Origin of the sequence: Rhizobium sp. LjRoot30 (assembly GCF_964253915.1) — a bacterium.
GTDB lineage: Bacteria > Pseudomonadota > Alphaproteobacteria > Rhizobiales > Rhizobiaceae > Metarhizobium.
In genome coordinates this window covers 150477-167207 of record NZ_CAXUSG020000004.1, presented here as the reverse complement: position 1 = coordinate 167207, position 16731 = coordinate 150477, and the positions used below count along the sequence as shown (strand labels likewise).

The following is a 16731-nucleotide window of genomic DNA, read 5'->3' as shown; positions in this document are numbered from 1 at the left end:
AAGCATGGCCAAGACCACCGATCAGGCGGCGCTCAACGAATGGTATGCGGTCGAGACCGCTGCGGACCTCACCGCGCGCCCCGTACGCACCCGCCTGCTCGGACAGGACATCGAGCTTTACCGCAACGAGGCCGGCGAGCCGGTGGTGCGTGAATTGTTCGCCGATGGCGCGTATGGTCTTCCCCGGCCGGCACAGGAAAAATACGGCTGCATCTGGACGACGCTCGGCACGCCGAACAAGGATATCTTCGAGATAGCGGAAGCCGCCGAAAGCGACCGCCGTTTCGTGCCCTGCGGCTGGGTGAAGATGCGCGCCTCCGGCCTGCGCGTCGTCGAGAATTTCCTCGACATGGCGCATTTCCCCTTCGTGCATACCGATATCCTCGGTTCCGAACCGCATACGGAGGTGCCGGCTTATCTCAGCGAGATCCGCCGCGATGTCGACGAGGTCTGGGCGACCAACTGCACCTTCTTCCAGCCGCGCATCGCCGCCACCGAAAGCGAAGGCGCCTTCGTGCACCTGACCTACCGTGTGCCCACGCCCTTTGTTGTGATGCTCTACCGCGTCTGTCCGACCGCACCGGACCGGCTGGATGCCATCGCGCTGTTCATCCAGCCGATCGAGGAGGATCTCTGCCGCGCCCAGCCAGTGATGTATCTGGTCGACCGGGAATCGAGCCACACCAGCCTGTTGCGTTTCGAGCAGGTGATCTTCCTGCAGGACCGCATCATCGTCGAGAACCAGCGGCCGCTGCTGCTGCCGCTCGAACCGCGGGCGGAAATCCCGACGCGCGCCGACTCCTCGTCGATCGCCTATCGCCGCTGGTTGAAGGAAAAGGGCGTGCGTTTCGGCACGACGGCGGGAGCGGCCTGATGGCGGAGGAGCCGGCGCTTTCCGTCCTCCACCCGGCTTCGCTCGCCGATGCCGTGGCGATGGTTCGGGACGAGGCGGCCGGCACCCGACGTTATGCCGCCGGTGCAACAGCCATTCAGCTGGAATGGGCACGCGGCCTTGCAAAACCGTCCGCCCTGGTCGATCTCGGCCGCATTCCCGGGCTTGCCGGCATCACCGTCGAACAGGGATATCTCCATATCGGCGCCTCGACGCCACTGGCGGTTCTGACCACCGACCGCCGGATTCAAACCGCATCACCCTTGCTTGCGGCAGCAGCCCGTACGGTGGCCGGACCCGCCGTGCGCAATCTCGGCACCATCGGTGGCAATGTCGCCGGCCGCACCGGCTGTCTCCTGCCCGCTCTGCTTGCGCTGGATGCCGAGCTGGATATTTTTGGCCGCACCGGGCCTTTTCGCGAAAAGCTTGTCGATTGGCTGGCGCGGGCGGTCGATCCGGCGGAGATCATCACCGCCATCCGCCTGCCGGCGATGACGGCGGATAGCCGCTGGACACAACGCAAGATCGGGCTGCGGGCCGCCTTCACGCCCAGCGTCATCGGCGTGGCCGGCATGCTCGACATCGACGGCGACAGGATTTTGGCGGCGCGCCTTGCGGTCGGCGGCGGCATCGTCCGCCCAATGCGGCTGCGTGCCGTTGAAACATCGCTTGCCGGGCAATCGCTTGCGGCCTGCGACTGGCAAAAGCTCCGGCACGATCTGTTCTCCGCCATAGAAGCACCCGACGACGATTTCCGCAGCGGCCGCTATCGCCGCACGGCTGCCGCCAATGCCCTGGCCTACGGTCTTGCCGGCGCCTTGCCGACATCGGGGCAAACGCCAGGATGCTGGCTCCCTTCCGCCGTTCCTCCCCTTGCTCCTCCGCTCCCTGGCGAGATCCGGCTTGATCGGCGGGAACAGCAGGCACGCTGGTTCGTGCGGCCTGACCTGCCGCCGAAGGTAAACGGCAGTTTCGCCTATCTCACCGATCACCGGGTTCCGGACATGCTGGTCGGCCGCATCCTGCGCGCCGGTATTCCCCATGCCCGGATCCTTGCCATCGACACGCGCGCCGCGGAAGCGCTGCCGGGCGTTGCCGCCGTCGTCACCCATCGCGACGTGCCCGGCGAAAATGCCTTCGGCATCGTCGTCCAGGATCAGCCGGCCTTCTGCTACGACAAGGTGCGGTATGTCGGCGATGCCGTTGCCGCGGTCGCGGCCATCGATGCCGCCACGGCAGAACGGGCGCTGGCGCTGATCAAGGTGGAATATGAGGCCTTGCCCGTCGTCGCCACGCCGGAGCAGGCGCTGGCGGATGACGCGCCCGCCATTCATGCGAGCGGCAACCTGCAGCACATCCTGCATTTTTCCCGCGGCGACCTCGCGGCCGGTTTTGCCGCGGCGGCGCATGTCGTCGAGGACACCTATGTCACGCCGCGCCAGATGCATGGCTTCATGGAAACCGAGGGCGGTCATGCCCGCGTCGAGCCGGACGGTTCGCTCGCCGTCTTCGTCGGTGGCCAGCACGGCTCGCGCGACCGGTTGCAACTCTCCCGCATTCTCGCCATGCCGGAAGACAGGATCCGGGTGGTGACAAGCCCAACGGGCGGCGCTTTCGGCGGCAAGGACGAACTGACGGTGCAGCCGGCGCTGGCGCTTTTGGCCATCAAATCCGGCCAGCCGGTGCGCCTGCAGCTCAGCCGCGCCGAATCGGTGCTTGCCGGCACCAAGCGCAACCCGATGACCATTCGCATGCGCACCGCCTGCGATGCCGACGGACGGCTGCTGGCGCAGGAGGTCGACGTGCTGGCTGACGCCGGCGCCTATGCCTCGCTCGGACCCGGCGTGCTGGAAACGGCGCTGGAACATGCCGGCGGCCCCTATGTCATCGACAATGTCTCGACTCGCGGCCGGCTTGCCTACACCAACAACGGTACCTGCGGCGCCTTTCGCGGTTTCGGTGCCAACCAGATGACCTATGCACTGGAATGCCAGATGGACCATCTCGCCGAACGCTGCGGCCTGACGCCGGTGGAGATCCGCCGCCGCAACCTCAAGCCGGTCGGCGCTCCGGGTTATCTCGGCCAGGACGTCGCGCCTTCCGAACGGCTGAATGAAATGCTGCTGGCCGCCGAAACCAGCCCGCTCTGGCGAGAGCCGCGCGGTCTTTCCGCCGACGGCACCGAGATCGTCGGCATCGGCATGGCGATGAACTACCAGGGCAACGGTCTCGGCTCGCTGGTGCCGGATCCGGCCGGTGGGCGACTATCGCTTTCAGGCGACGGCGCAATCGAGGCGGCCTACGGGCTCGACGAGATGGGCCAGGGATTGCTCGTCACCATCCAGTCCGCGGTGTCGACCGAGCTCGGCTGCGGCCGCGCCGACATCCGCCCGGTGACCGGCGACACGGCGCTGGCGCCCGAATCCGGCTCCACCACCGCCTCGCGCGGCACCTTCGTCGTCTGGAAATCGGCGCAGATTGCCGCGCCGCAATTTACAAAGGCAATCTGTGAGGCTGCGGCCCGGCTGCTGTCCCGAGAGGCAGACGACCTGCGTCTCGTCCCTGGCGGCATCGCCGAACGGTTGAGCAACAGCGGCGAATTGCTGATGACCTACAAGGAATTGGCCGCGGTGCTTCCACCTGAGAAGCGGCCAAGCGTCACCGTCGCCTACGAATTCCCGAAGAACAATTATACGGAGGGCAACGCCCGCTACATCTTCGCCTTCGGAGCCTGCCTGGCGCGGGTGGCGGTCAACCGCCTGACGGGCCAGGTGCGCGTGCTCGACCTGGTGCAGCACACGGCCGCCGGCCCGGTGATGGATGTCGCCGCCTATCTCGGCCAGATGGAGGGCGGGGCGGTGCAGGGCCTCGGCTTCACGCTTTCCGAAGATGCGGCGATGAAAGAGGGCCGCTATATCACCGCCAATCTCGACACCTACATGCTGCCCGGCATTGCCGATACGCCACAGATCATGCGCATCCATGCGCTGGAAGGGCTGGATGCCGGCGACGATTTCGGGCCGCGCGGCGCCGGTGAGCTTGGCATCGGCGCGGTGACGCCGGCCATCGCCAATGCCGTGGCCGATGCGATCGGCTACCGGCCGCCAATCTCGCCTTTCTCGCCGGAAGCGGTTCTCGATGCCATGGAGGCCTTGCCTTGACGATGATGCCGACCATTCCGGTGACATTCCGCCTGAACGGCGAAGCGCAAGCCTGCGTGGTAAAACCCGAAACGCGGCTTTCCGAAATCCTGCGCGACCATCTTGGTCAGTCGGCCTCGAAAACCGCCTGCGGCATCGGCCGCTGCGGCGCCTGTACAGTGCTGAAGGACGGCGTGCCTGTGAATGCCTGCCTGGTCATGGCCTGGCAGATCGGCGGTAGCGACATCGTCAGCCCGGAAGGCCTCGACGTCTTTCCGGAAACCCGGACGATCCGGCAGGCGCTGGTGGAAGAGGCCGCCTTTCAATGCGGTTATTGCGCCCCGGGTTTCGTCGTGGCGCTGACGGCGCTGTTGCGTGACAATCCTCTTGCCGACGAAGCGGATATCCGCGCCGCCCTCGAAGGCAACCTCTGTCGCTGCACCGGCTATCATTCGATCATCCGTGGCGCCCTGCGCGCCGCCGGCCTGCTGCAGCAGGCACACCAACAGGCCGCGAGGCCGGGAGACTGACATGACCCTGTCCATCCGCCTTTTCGAACCGCAGACGGCGGGCGCGAAAGCATTTTTGGCAGAAAAGCGCAAAAAACTGCTGATCGGCGGGCAATGGCTCACTGCCAGCGGCGGCGGTACCTTTGCCAGCCACGATCCGGCCAGCGGCCAGCATCTTGCCGATCTCGCCGAAGCCACGGCAACGGATGTCGATGCCGCCGTCGCGGCAGCTCGCACCGCCTTCGACAGCGATGCCTGGCGCGGCATGACGCCATCGGCCCGCGGAAAACTGCTGTGGCGCATCGCCGACCTGATCGATGCCCATGCCGACGAACTGGCCGAGCTGGAAACGCTGGACCAGGGCAAATCCTTCAAGACCGGCCGCTTCGGCGAGATCCCGGCCTCGGCCGAGCAGTTCCGTTATTTCGGCGGTTTTGCGACAAAGATCCTCGGCACCACCATTCCGACATCGATCGGCTACCAGCCGCCGGGCAAGAAGATTTTTGCCTACACCACCCGCGAGCCGATCGGCGTCGTCGCGGCGATCACCCCCTGGAACTCGCCGATGCTGATGGCGGCGATGAAGCTTGCGCCGGCGCTCGCCGCCGGCTGCACCGTGGTGCTGAAACCGGCCGAAGAAACCTCGCTGACGGCGCTGCGCCTCGGCGAACTGATGCTGGAAGCCGGACTGCCGCCCGGCGTCGTCAACATCGTCACCGGTTTTGGCGAGACGGTCGGCGCGGCGCTGACGGCCCATCCCGACGTCGCCAAGGTCGCCTTCACCGGTTCGAGGGAGGTCGGCAAGCTGATCGTCGGCGCCGCCCGCGGCAACCTGAAGAAACTCACCTTGGAACTCGGCGGCAAATCGCCGGCCATCGTCATGCCGGATGCCGACATGGCGCTCGCCATCCCCGGCGTGGCGCGCGGCATCTTCGCCAATGCCGGCCAGGTCTGCGTTGCCGGTTCGCGTGTCTATGCCCACCGCTCCATCCATGCGCAGGTGGTGGAAGGCCTTGCCGCGGCAGCAGGCGCCATGCGCCTCGGCCACGGTCTCGACCCCGACATCGATCTCGGCCCGCTGGTCAACCGCAAGCAGGCAGATCGGGTCGCAGGCTTCGTGACGGAAGGCGCTGCCGATGGCGCGGAAATCGTTGCCGGCGGGCGGCAGGACGGCGAGTTTTCCACCTTCTTCCAGCCAACAGTCATCACCGGTGTACGCGCCGGCATGCGGCTGATGCGCGAGGAGATTTTCGGACCGGTCGTTGCCGTCACACCGTTCGACGAGCCGGAAGAGGCACTCGCTTTCGCCAATGACAGCCCCTATGGCCTGGCCGCCAGCGTCTGGACCGAAAACCTCAGCGCCGCGCATCGCCTCGCCGCCGGCATCCGCTCCGGCACCGTCTGGATCAATTGCCACTCGTATTTTTCGCCGGAATTGCCGAAAGGCGGGCACAAGGAATCCGGCTGGGGCTACGAGAATGGCGCTCCGGGGCTGGAAAACTACCTGGAAACGAAGACGGTTTGCGCGGTGATCTGAAATCGAGGCAGCAAATTCGTACATTGCAACGGTTATGTTTTCTCATTAACCGCAGCCTACCCAATAATAGTCGAAGAAACGGGTAACTCTATTGCCAGTATGACAGTGGTTTCAATTGCCAAAGCAGCGGCGATGTGGTCCCGTGCGCCGCGTATTGAACACCGATTGAAGGGGCATCGCCATGTCGATTCGTTTGAATATTTCCGATCTTCTCGGCAACCAGAACCGCGGCAACGCATCCGCGGACGATATTATCCAGATCATCGAGAATCGCCTGCGCTTCAAAGCCGATTATGAAGGCGCAAGCGTCATCGTCGAGCCCTATGCGCTGGTCAACAGCCACGGCAACGACCTCGTCAGCGGCGTGGTGATCCACTCCGACAGCCAGCGTTATCTCAGCTTCGAACCGCGTTACCTCGAAGTCGGCAAGCTGTCCGACGTCGTTGCCCTCGATGCCTTCTTCCCCAACGGCGCCTTCGACGCCGAGGACTTTCCGGAAGGTACGGAAATCCTCGCCGCCGTCGAACTCGTTGACTATTCCGAGGCAGTAAAGAACTGAGGCACCCTCAGGCCTCGACAACCGTTTTCGTTACTTTGAACTTACGTTTATCCAGTTCGGGGAAATAGGTCTCGGCGTCGAAATAGCTCTCCGGAGCGTAGACGCCGGGCTTCTTCGGATATTTCAGGATCAGCTGCGCGGCGATGGAGGCATTCATCGAGGTGCAGGCATCGACATAAGGCGCATACATCGCGTCCGGCGTCACCACCACGTCACAACGGGCAATGACCTGCTTGCCGTTCTTGCGGCCGTGGCCGATGGCGAAATGGATTTCGTGGCTCTGCTGCTCCGGAATCCGGTCGCCATGGCGCTCGATATTGCGCTGGATCACCTTGCTCAGCACGTCGAGTGGCTTCACTTTCACGCCGTTCACCTCGACCGGATCGTCGAACTCGCCGAAACCGGCCTTGACGAGACCAACCCAGGCTTCGTGCTCGCGGTGCGGCAGATGCAGCTTCCAGGTAAACTCCTTGATACCCTTTTCGCTGATACCTTCGGCCAGCGGCACAGTCAGCTGCTCGGAATGCGGCGAATACATGAATTCGCAGCGTCCCCACGGTTCCGGCAGGTCGACGATCTCGACGCCGGTCATCGGTGCGCAGGTAACATGGGCGCCGTCGAGGAACTGCGTGCTCGGATGGGCATATTCCGCCAGCACCGTCGAGACGCTGTAGGGCGGCACCAGGATGGGGTTCTCATCGCCGATCAGCTCCGCCGCCCAATAAAGGTTGATGCGATCGATCTCGTCGAGTTCGTCGGCAACGGCGCGGCAGATGACGTTCGACATGCCGGGATCGGAACCGGCGCCGAGGACCGCCGTGACGCCGGCGGCCTTGAAGCGTTCATGCTCGGCGATCTGCTTGACGGTGAAGGTGCCGAGGCCGCCGAGATCCATATAGGGCACCTTCGCTGCAAAAGCCGCCTCGAAGATCGCCATCTGGAAACCGAGCAGCGTCGGCACGCAGTTGATGCAGATATCGGCGTCGGCGATGGCGGCGTTCAGCTGCGCCGGATCGGTGACATCGAGGTCGACGAGAACGATGCGCGGATCGGCAAGCTCCGCCGCCAGGCTTTCCATGCGCGGGCGCGAGGCGTCGCAGAGGCGGATCGTCGTGATGTCGATGATGGCGCGGTCGGACACGAGGTCGCGGACAATGCCCGCGCCCATGAATCCGGCGCCGCCGAGAAGAGTGATTGTGGTCATGATAGGTCCTGTCTTTTCAAAAAATCAAACATGCCGGCGGCCGGTGGCGTCGTCGTAGAACCAGTCGTCGGGATAGGGATACCACCAGCCCTGTACGACCGGCTTGTGGTCGATGATCACCATCTTCGAGCGCCGGAAGGTATCGAGGCCGAGGCGCGAGAGTTCGCGGCCGATGCCGGAATTCTTCCAGCCGCCGAAGGGAAGCGCGTCGTTGTCGATCAACGGGTTGTTCACCCAGACCATGCCGGCTTCCAGCCGGTCCGCCGCCTCCATCGCCTCTTCCAGCGAGGTGGTGAAGACGGAGGCACCGAGACCGAACTCGCTGTCGTTTGCCGCTTCGATGGCGGCATCGAAATCGGCGACACGCATGACGGCCGCGACCGGGCCGAAACATTCCTCGCGCATGATCGCCATGTCGGGCGTGCAGCCGGTGAGGATGGTCGGCTCGTAGAACCAGCCGACCGGCTGGCTTTCTGGGATCTTGCCGCCCGTGACGACGGTGGCGCCCTTGGCCTTGGCGTCCTCCACCAGGCGGGTCACCTTAATACGCGCCGCTTCGCTGACGAGCGGGCCGATCTCGGCTTTCGTCAGGCCGTTGCCGATGCGCAGCCTTTTCGTCTCGCGCAGGAAGGCGGCGATGAAGGCGTCATGCACGCTGTCGACGACGAAAAACCGCTCGGCGGAGGTGCAGACCTGACCCGACATATGAAAGGCGGCGGTGACGCAGCCGGCTGCGGCGACATCGATCGGCGCATGGGCTGAAATAATCATCGGATCGGAGCCACCGGCCTCGATGACGGCGGGTTTCATGCGTGAAGCTGCGGCCACGGCAACAGCCTTGCCGGCGGCGACCGAACCGGTAAAGGCGATCGCATGCGTCTGCGGTGAGGCGATCAGCGCTTCGCCGACCTCGGCACCGCCTGGCAGGCAGGCAATCAGCCCGTCCGGCAGCGCCTCGAAGATATGCATGAATTCCAGGGTCGACAGCGTCGTCGCCGGCGCCGGCTTGATGATGCAGCCGTTGCCGGAAGCCAGCGAGGCGGCGACCGTCCAGCACATCAGCAGAATCGGGAAATTGAACGGCATGATGTGCACGCTGATGCCGAGCGGTTCGTAGCGCGCATGCTGGAAGGAGCCGGTCTGCGTTGTGCCAGCCACCTTGCCGCCGTCGTCCCGCGCCATCTCGGCGAAATAGCGGAACGCGCCGGCGCAATTGGCCACTTCGCCGATCGCCTCCGGATAAGGCTTGCCCATCTCCCGCGACATCAGTTCGGCGCAGCGGCGCATGTCCGTCGTCTCGATACGATTGGCGATGCGATGCAGGATCGTCGCCCGCGTCTTGGCATCGAGCTTTTTCCATTGTTTTTGCGCGCTCGTGGCAGCGGAAAGCGCCTGTTCGATCTCCTGCGGCGTCGTGTCGGCAATATGGCCGACGATCTGCATCGTCGCCGGGTCGATGACCGCCTTGCTGGCTCCGCCGGCCGCGTGGTGAGCGGGGTGGATGTAGTAGGAAGGTGTGGCGGGATCGAACATGGTTTGCTCCGGTATGGGAATCTTGTGTTGGCAGAGTGCGGTGGCGGCTGCCCCTCACCCTAACCTCTCCTGAGAGACGAGAGAGTTTTCAGGTAAGGAATGAGAGGGTGCCACTTGCCCCCTTCTCCCCTCGGGGAGAAGGTCGCGGCAGCGGGATGAGGGGGTGCCGCAGGGGAAAGTCCTGCCGTATCTCACCCCCTCATCCGACCCTTCGGGCCACCTTCTCCCCTAGGGGAGAAGGGGAGGCGTCAGCGGATCATATAGACCTTCTTCACCGTCTCATGCACCGTGCACACACCCTGCCAGTCCTGCGGGAAGAACGCCGCCGTATCCGGGGTGATCTCGATCACCTCGCCGCTTTCGTGCACATAGGTGCAGCGGCCTTCGAGAAAGTGGCAGAACTCGTCGCGGGTCACATGGCAATTCCACTTGCCCGGCGTGCAGACCCACAGGCCGCATTCGGATTCGCCGTTCGGCCCCTTGTGGATCAGCTTGCCTGACGTATGCGACTCGCCCTCGATCATCGTCGGGATGATGCCCCAGTCCTTCAGCTCCGTCTGTTCCAGCGGCTTGCGCATCAAAGGTGTCGCAGTCATCGATGTTTCCTTTCGTTATCGTTGTTACCAGCCGATCAGGCCAGCATGTAAATGTTGCGCATGGTCTCGTGGACCACGCATTCGCCGGTCCAGCCGGCGAGGAAGGTGACGGCGGTGCCCGGCTCGACCTCGATCACCTCGCCGTTATCAGACGTATAGGTGGCGCGACCGGCAACGAAATGGCAGAATTCGTCACGCGGGATCGACAACCGCCAGCGGCCTGGCGTGCAGACCCAGATGCCGGTTTCCGGCTGGTTGTTCGGCCCCTTGAACAAGAGGCGTCCGGTCGAATGCGATTGCCCCTCGACCATATCCGGCTGCGCACCCCAATCGACGAGGTCGTCAAACACGGTTGCGTTGCGGATATGCGGTGCGGATGATTTCAGTGTCTCAACCATCGAATTTCCCCGTCCTGACGAGTTGATCGAGAATGCCGGCCGCCTTCTGCGGGCCGTTCTCGGCCTGCATATGGGCGCTGGTGGCGGCGAGCTTTGCCTTCATCTTCGGATCGTTGATGCAGGCATCGAGCTTGGCGGCGAGATCGGCGTCGGTCCAGTCGTAACGCGGCATCTTGAAACCGTGGCCGGTCTCGTCGACGCGGGTGGCATTGTCGTGGCCGTCCCAGACATAGGGCATGATGATTGCCGGCTTGCCGAAATAGAGGCATTCGGTGAAGGAGTTGTTGCCGCCGTGATGGATGACCGCATCGACCTGCGGGATGACCGAAGGCTGCGGGAACCAGCTGTCGATGATGACGTTGCCCGGCAGGTCGGTATACTCAGCCTTGTAGTCGCCGACATTGACCAGCGCCCGGTAGGGCAGCTTGGCCACGGTGGCGATGATTCGCTTCAGAAGCTCTGTATCGCCGGCGCCCAGCGAACCGAAGGAGACATAGAGCAGCGGCTTGTCGTTGTTTTCGGCGAAGGTCGGCACCTCGTAGGGCTTTTCCTTGCGCACGCAGCCTTCGAGATACTGGAACTGCGACGGCGAAAGCGCATGTTCGCGGGTGAACTTCACCGGCTCGGGATAAAGCAGCAGGTTCATGAAGGGCGATGCTTCAAAGAACTGGCCGATCGGATAAGCGGCTTCACCGGTGCCCGCCAGGAACTCGTTGAAATCGTCGTGGATCGGCTTGATCACCGCGTTGAATTTGTCGCGATAGGCCGCATGGCCGGCATAATCGCTTTCGCTGCAGCCGGAAAGATGCGGCGGGATCTTCGGGTCCTCGATCTCGTTTTCCGAGCAGGAGATAATGCGCACCCACGGCGTGCCGTATTGCTTGATCGCCGGGAAGAGGATGACGTTGTCGACGCAGATCAGGTCCGGCTTGATCTTGGCCAAAACGCCCGGCAGGTCCTTCTGCGCCCACTTTGCGCTGTCGACGATCGCCGTCCAGCAATCCTTGACGTAGTTGTCGATCTGGTCATAAGGCGACTTGCGGAAATTCGGGATGTGGCCGTTGATGAAATCCTCCCAGAATTTCGCCATCTGCTCCGGCGGCATCGGTTCGGAGAGGTTTACGGGATGCGCCTCGAAACCATAACCCTCATAGACCGAGACAAAACCCGGATCGGAGAGGAAGACGGCCTTGTGGCCGAGCGCTTCGACGGCCTGGGCGATGCCGACCGAATTCAGCGCCGGCCCGAAGGCGGCTTCCGGGAAAAACGCGATTGTCTTGCTCATGGGCATTCCCCTCTTATCGTATTCTTCGATTATTCCTGAAACAGCCGGCAGTGGGCTGGTGCAAAACCGAGCGATACCGGCGCGCCGACAGCGAAAGCGCCGTTGCTTGCCGGCACGCGCACTTGCAGTGGTGTCTCACAGAGACCCGTCTTCACATAAAGCTGCCGGTCCAGACCGTGATAGGCGATGTCCACCACCTCTCCTGCGAAGCCGTCATCAGACGAATGGATGGTGATATTTTCCGGCCTTAACGCCAGCGTCGTCGGCCGGCCGTTGGCGAGGCCGGACGTATCCGCTTCGATCGATTGACCGCCGGCGTGGAATAGACCGCCTTCGATACTACCCTCGATGAAATTCATCACGCCGATGAAGTTGGCGACGAAACGGTTGGCCGGCCGTTCGTAGATCTCCTCCGGTCCGCCGCATTGCAGCACCTTGCCATCCTTGAGGATCGCCAGCCGGTCGGCCATGACCAGCGCCTCTTCCTGATCGTGGGTGACGATGATGAAAGTGGTGCCGACCTCGTTCTGCAGCCGCTTCAATTCGAGCTGCATCTTTTCCCGCAGCTTTTTGTCGAGTGCGCCGAGCGGCTCGTCGAGCAAAAGCACCTTCGGCCGCTTGATAAGAGCACGCGCCAGCGCCACGCGCTGCTTCTGGCCGCCGGAGAGCTGGTCGGGCTTGCGGTCGGCGAGTGCCGAAAGGTCTGTTGTCGCCAGCATGGCATCGACACGCCGGGCGATCTCGGCTTTCGGCAATCCCTCCATTTCAAGCCCGTATCCAAGGTTCTGGCGCACACTCATATGCGGAAAGAGCGCATAGGACTGGAACATCAGGTTCAGCGGCCGCTTTTCCGGCGGCAGCGGCGAGATGTCAGCGCCATCGAGCAGGATGCGGCCGGCGCTCGGCGTCTCGAAACCGGCGATCATCCGCAAAAGCGTGGTCTTGCCGCAGCCGGAGGGACCGAGCAGCGCGAAAAACTCGTTCTCGCGGATATCGAGCGAAATGCCGTCGACGGCAACGGTCTTGCCGAAACGCTTGACGGCACCGTCGATCGACAGGATGGGACGAGGAGACGGGGTCATTGCGATCTGTTTTCTCTGTTGAGCCATTGCGACAGCACCAAAGCTCCGGCACTGACCGCCATGACGATGGTGGCAAGCGCATTGATCTCCGGCGTGATGCCGAAACGGATCATCGAATAGATCTGCATCGGCAGGGTGATGGAGGACCGACCGGCACCGGCGGTGAAGAAGGCGATGATGAATTCGTCCACCGACAGCGTGAAGGCGAGCAACGCGCCGGCGACGATGGCCGGCAGCAGCACCGGGAAGGTGATGCGCCAGAAGGTTTGGAACGGTGAGGCCCCGAGATCGCGCGACGCCTCGACGATGGAGAAATCGAAGGTTTTCAGCCGCGCCCGGACGACCGAGCAGACGAAGGCGAGATCGAAGATCACATGGGCGAGGATGATCGTATGCAGGCCCATGGTGACGTTGAGCCGTGACAGGAAGGTGAGCAGCGCCACGGCAAGCACGATGTCCGGGATCACCATCGGCGAGAACACCAGCGCCTCCAGCCCGTTCGAACGGCGGGCGCGCGTTTCCATGCCAAGCGCCAGGAGCGTGCCGAGCACCGTGGAGATCAATGTCGCGAAGAGTGCGACGACCAGCGTATTCCAGGCGGCATGCAGGATATCCTGGTTCCCCATCAGCGATCGGTACCAGCGCGTCGAGAAACCCGACCACGATGTCGGCAGGCCGCTGTCGTTGAAAGAAAGCAGGACCAGCACGGCAATCGGCAGGTAGAGGAAGCCGAACAGCAAAAGCAGGATCAGCCTTCCGGGCCAGCGGGTCTTCACGTCACGCTCCATCGCTTGCCTCCCGCCGCTCGCCGGCAAAATGGGCGGTGAGGCGCGCCTGCAGCAGCAGAAGCACGATCATGATGACGATCAGCGCCATGCCAAGCGCCGCGCCGAACGGCCAGTCGTTCGCCGTCAGGAACTGGTCGTAGACGACATTGCCGATCATCTGGAACCGGCCACCGCCAAGCAGCGCCGGCGTGACGAAATTGCCGATCGACAGCACGAAGATGAAGACGCCGCCGGCGGCGATGCCGGGCATGGTGAGCCTCAGCGTCACCCGCCAGAAGGTGGTGAGCGCATTGGCGCCGAGATCGCGCGAAGCCTCCAGAAGCTCCGGATTGAGCCGCGACAGGCTGGAATAGATCGCCAGGATAACAAAGGGCAGGTAATTGTAGACAAGGCCGGTGATGACGGCGCCTTCGCTATAGAGCAGGCTCAGCGGCTCGCCGGTGTACCCCAGTGATTTCAAGAGATTGTTGACCAGACCCTCGCGATTGAGCAGCACGATCCAGGCATAGGTGCGGATGAGATAGTTGCTCCAGAACGGCAGCACCGCGAAGAACAGAAGCACCGGCTGCCACTTCTTCGGCGCCAGGCAGATGGCATAAGCGGAGGGGTAGGCGATCAGAATGGCAAACAGCGTCGCCATGCCGGCAATACGCGCCGATGTCAGAAAAATCTTGGCATAAAGCGGATCGAAGACACGGCCCAGATTTTCGAAGGTGAAGATGTAATCGACGCCGCCATAGATGCCGCGGGTGAGGAAGGCATAAAACAGCACCATCAGGCAGGGTATCAGCATGAATACCACAAGCCATGCCACCGCCGGCAAAACCAGCAGATTGGGATGGGAAGCCCGATGGGTCAAAGACACGTCTCCGCATGACGGTCACAACCTCAGCCGGACCGAAAAGAAAAGAAAATTCAGGGAAAAACAAAAGGAGAAAGGAGTGAGAGCGCCATGGCCTGCGCCCTCACCCGAACGTCATCGGCTCAGTTGGCGGCCTTGATCTCGCTGACGGCGCGGGAATAGTCGCGCTGTGCTGCACCAAGGTCACGCAGCAATTCGTACTTCGTCAGTTCCGCTGCACTCATCGCCATATTCGGATATTGCTGCGACAGCGCCGGATCGAGGCTTTCCATCGCCGCCTTGTTCGGCACCTTGTAGAGAATGTTCTGCGCTGCCCAGGCATGGTTCTTGGCATCGAGGATGAAGTTGATGAACTTCATCGCCGCATCTTTCTTTTCCGAGCTCTTCAGGACGACGATGGTGTCGATCCAGAGGTCGGAACCTTCCTTCGGCACAACGAACTTGATGTCCTTGTTTTCGGTGATGCCGTAGTTGCACCAGCCATCCCAGGCATGCACCAGCGACGCCTCGCCGGAAACCAGCTTGGAATAGAAGGTGGTATCGTCATAAGCGAGCAGCGTTTTCTTCGCCTCGATCAAAAGATTCTTCGCTTCGTCGATCTTGGCTGGATCCGCTTCGTTGACCGAATACCCCTTGGCGAGCAGGCCGGCGGCCATCAGCCAGCGGTCGGTGGCCAGCATCGTCACCTTGCCCTTGAGGTCGTCGGACGGAGCGAGCAGGTTCATCCAGCTGTCAGGCGTCGTTTTCACCACGTCGGAACGATAGCAAAGGCCGGTCGTGCCCCAAGTATAGGGCACAGAATAGGCATTGCCCGGATCGTAGGCGAGTGCCGCCGCTTCCGGGTAGAGGTTGGAAAGGTTCGGAATGGCCGCCTTGTCCAGCGGCTCTACGAGACCCTGATGATTGAGGATTTCGGCAAACGGCGAGGAGACGAAGACGACGTCGAAACCCTTGCCCTGGCTCGCCATCAGCTTGCCCATGATTTCTTCGTTGGTGGCGTGGTTCACCACCTCGATCTCGAGGCCGGTGGCGGCCTTGAAGCTTGCGGCGATATCGGGCGCCATGTAGCCGGCCCAATTCGAAATCACCAGATCGGCGGAAAATGCCGTGCCGGCCTGCAGCACGACGGCGCCCATGGCGACGGATGCCCATTTGGCTGCCCTGCGCCACGCGCCGGCATGCGTAGATACGATTGCTGATGTCACCGAGTAACTCCCGCTGCTGATTGACCAGACGACTGTTCCCATTCGCGGCGCCGGTTCCTCCGGTCTGTGGTCGCGAATTTTGGCGACAGTATTATTTATAAAAAAAATACGTCAATACCGATTCTGCAGGCAGAAGAATTTTTCTGCGAGCCGCTTGCGGAGCTTTGCGGCACAAGGCAGCATGCATGTTCGAGAGCAGGCAGGCACATCATGGAAGCAGAGACCAAGAAGGTACGACATCGCCATATCGAACTGGCCCAGAAGATCCTGGACATCGCCATCGAGCGCGGCATGGCACGCGGAGACCGCCTGCCGGAACAGGCACTGGCCTCTCGCTGCAATGTATCCCGAACCCCGATCCGCAAGGCACTTCAAGTGCTTGGTGAACGCTCCATCGTCACTGCAGACAGCGATGGCGGTTATGTCCTGGCCATCGACCCCGCCTCGTTTCCGGGACTGGAAGACGAGGCAGCCTCCAACGAGGAGGCGGAACTCTACAATGCCATCCTGCGTGATCTTTCCGCCGGCCGCCTGCCGGAATCGCAGACCATCGCCGCTTTGCAGCGGCGGTACAATGCACCGCGCAGCACGGTACAAAATGCGCTGATAAAACTTTCCGAGGAAAATCTCGTCGAACGCGCGCCGGGTCAGCAATGGCTGATGAAGCAATTTGCGATCAGCAGCGACGCGCTGGCCAAGAGCCTTGAATTCCGGTTGGCCTGCGAACCGCTGGCGCTGACCATGCCGGGTTTTCGCAAGGATCTCGCCGCCCTTGCCTCGCTCCGGCAATCCATGGAAATCCTGCGCGGCATGGGCGAGGCGGCGTTCGACCAGAAACTTTTCGAGCGCACCGATTTCGATTTCCACATGCTGGTGGCGAAAAGCTGCGGCAACCCCTTCATGTCGGAAACGCTGCTCAACCATCACCGCCGCCGGCGCAACAGCCAGCTGGCCGTGCATGTCAACGTCTTCCGGCTGGCGCAGTCGAACATCGAGCATATCCAGATCCTCGAGCAGATCGAACGCGGGCAGATGGACCTTGCGGGCGACCTGATGCGCGTGCATATCCAGCTTTCCCATTCGCAGCGTCCACGGCTTGCAGGCCGTGGTGTCCCGTCGCTCTTCAAGGTGGCGGGCTAGG

The 16731-nt window shown here is 62.7% G+C and carries 15 protein-coding genes; 6 read left to right on the top strand and 9 right to left on the bottom strand.

The features are described 5' to 3' along the window. The first annotated feature begins 4 nt into the window (after positions 1 to 4). From ACSQ3I_RS10575 to ACSQ3I_RS10555, 5 genes are all read left to right on the top strand, one after another. Positions 5 to 874, top strand: a complete 870-nt coding sequence (locus ACSQ3I_RS10575) for an aromatic ring-hydroxylating dioxygenase subunit alpha (RefSeq protein ID WP_435998604.1) — start codon at positions 5 to 7, stop codon at positions 872 to 874. Then, positions 874 to 4053, top strand: coding sequence for a molybdopterin cofactor-binding domain-containing protein (locus ACSQ3I_RS10570; protein WP_435998602.1), 3180 nt, complete (start codon positions 874 to 876; stop codon positions 4051 to 4053). Before ACSQ3I_RS10575 ends, ACSQ3I_RS10570 begins: the two co-directional genes overlap by 1 nt. A 2-nt stretch (positions 4054 to 4055) precedes the next feature. Beyond that, positions 4056 to 4562, top strand: a complete 507-nt coding sequence (locus ACSQ3I_RS10565; RefSeq protein ID WP_435998996.1) for a (2Fe-2S)-binding protein — start codon at positions 4056 to 4058, stop codon at positions 4560 to 4562. 1 nt (position 4563) lies between these two features. Further along, a complete protein-coding gene (locus ACSQ3I_RS10560) occupies positions 4564 to 6078 on the top strand; it encodes an aldehyde dehydrogenase family protein (protein ID WP_435998600.1) in 1515 nt (504 codons plus the stop codon). 181 nt (positions 6079 to 6259) lie between these two features. Beyond that, positions 6260 to 6637: a hypothetical protein gene (locus ACSQ3I_RS10555; RefSeq protein ID WP_435998598.1), complete on the top strand. Its 378-nt coding sequence runs from the start codon at positions 6260 to 6262 to the stop codon at positions 6635 to 6637. 7 nt (positions 6638 to 6644) lie between these two features. Here ACSQ3I_RS10555 and ACSQ3I_RS10550 read toward each other — a convergent pair whose 3' ends face one another. From ACSQ3I_RS10550 to ACSQ3I_RS10510, 9 genes are all read right to left on the bottom strand, one after another. Continuing rightward, a complete protein-coding gene (locus ACSQ3I_RS10550) occupies positions 6645 to 7841 on the bottom strand; it encodes a saccharopine dehydrogenase family protein (RefSeq protein ID WP_435998596.1) in 1197 nt (398 codons plus the stop codon). A 24-nt stretch (positions 7842 to 7865) separates the two neighbouring features. Then, entirely contained in the window at positions 7866 to 9374 is a 1509-nt protein-coding gene (locus tag ACSQ3I_RS10545; protein WP_435998594.1) for an aldehyde dehydrogenase family protein, read from the bottom strand. Positions 9375 to 9622: 248 nt separating this feature from the next. Beyond that, on the bottom strand, positions 9623 to 9970 hold the full coding sequence (locus tag ACSQ3I_RS10540) for a cupin domain-containing protein (protein ID WP_435998592.1): 348 nt from the start codon (positions 9968 to 9970) through the stop codon (positions 9623 to 9625). A gap of 35 nt (positions 9971 to 10005) precedes the next feature. After that, positions 10006 to 10368 (bottom strand): cupin domain-containing protein, encoded by a 363-nt coding sequence (locus ACSQ3I_RS10535; protein WP_435998590.1) that lies wholly within the window; start codon positions 10366 to 10368, stop codon positions 10006 to 10008. Further along, on the bottom strand, positions 10361 to 11659 hold the full coding sequence (locus tag ACSQ3I_RS10530; protein WP_435998588.1) for a glycosyltransferase: 1299 nt from the start codon (positions 11657 to 11659) through the stop codon (positions 10361 to 10363). Before ACSQ3I_RS10530 ends, ACSQ3I_RS10535 begins: the two co-directional genes overlap by 8 nt. Positions 11660 to 11682: 23 nt before the next feature. After that, positions 11683 to 12735, bottom strand: a complete 1053-nt coding sequence (locus ACSQ3I_RS10525) for an ABC transporter ATP-binding protein (RefSeq protein WP_435998586.1) — start codon at positions 12733 to 12735, stop codon at positions 11683 to 11685. Beyond that, complete coding sequence (locus ACSQ3I_RS10520; RefSeq protein ID WP_435998584.1) at positions 12732 to 13523, bottom strand: ABC transporter permease; 792 nt, start codon at positions 13521 to 13523, stop codon at positions 12732 to 12734. Before ACSQ3I_RS10520 ends, ACSQ3I_RS10525 begins: the two co-directional genes overlap by 4 nt. Then, positions 13513 to 14382, bottom strand: coding sequence for an ABC transporter permease (locus ACSQ3I_RS10515; RefSeq protein ID WP_435998582.1), 870 nt, complete (start codon positions 14380 to 14382; stop codon positions 13513 to 13515). The genes ACSQ3I_RS10520 and ACSQ3I_RS10515 overlap by 11 nt, the downstream gene beginning before the upstream one ends. Before the next feature lie 125 nt (positions 14383 to 14507). Beyond that, positions 14508 to 15590 carry a polyamine ABC transporter substrate-binding protein gene (locus ACSQ3I_RS10510; RefSeq protein WP_435998579.1) on the bottom strand — a complete coding sequence of 361 codons (1083 nt, stop codon included), beginning with the start codon at positions 15588 to 15590 and terminating at the stop codon, positions 14508 to 14510. A 210-nt stretch (positions 15591 to 15800) separates the two neighbouring features. Between ACSQ3I_RS10510 and ACSQ3I_RS10505 the strand changes: the two genes are divergently transcribed. Beyond that, complete coding sequence (locus ACSQ3I_RS10505) at positions 15801 to 16730, top strand: GntR family transcriptional regulator (RefSeq protein ID WP_435998577.1); 930 nt, start codon at positions 15801 to 15803, stop codon at positions 16728 to 16730. Position 16731 lies beyond the last annotated feature (1 nt).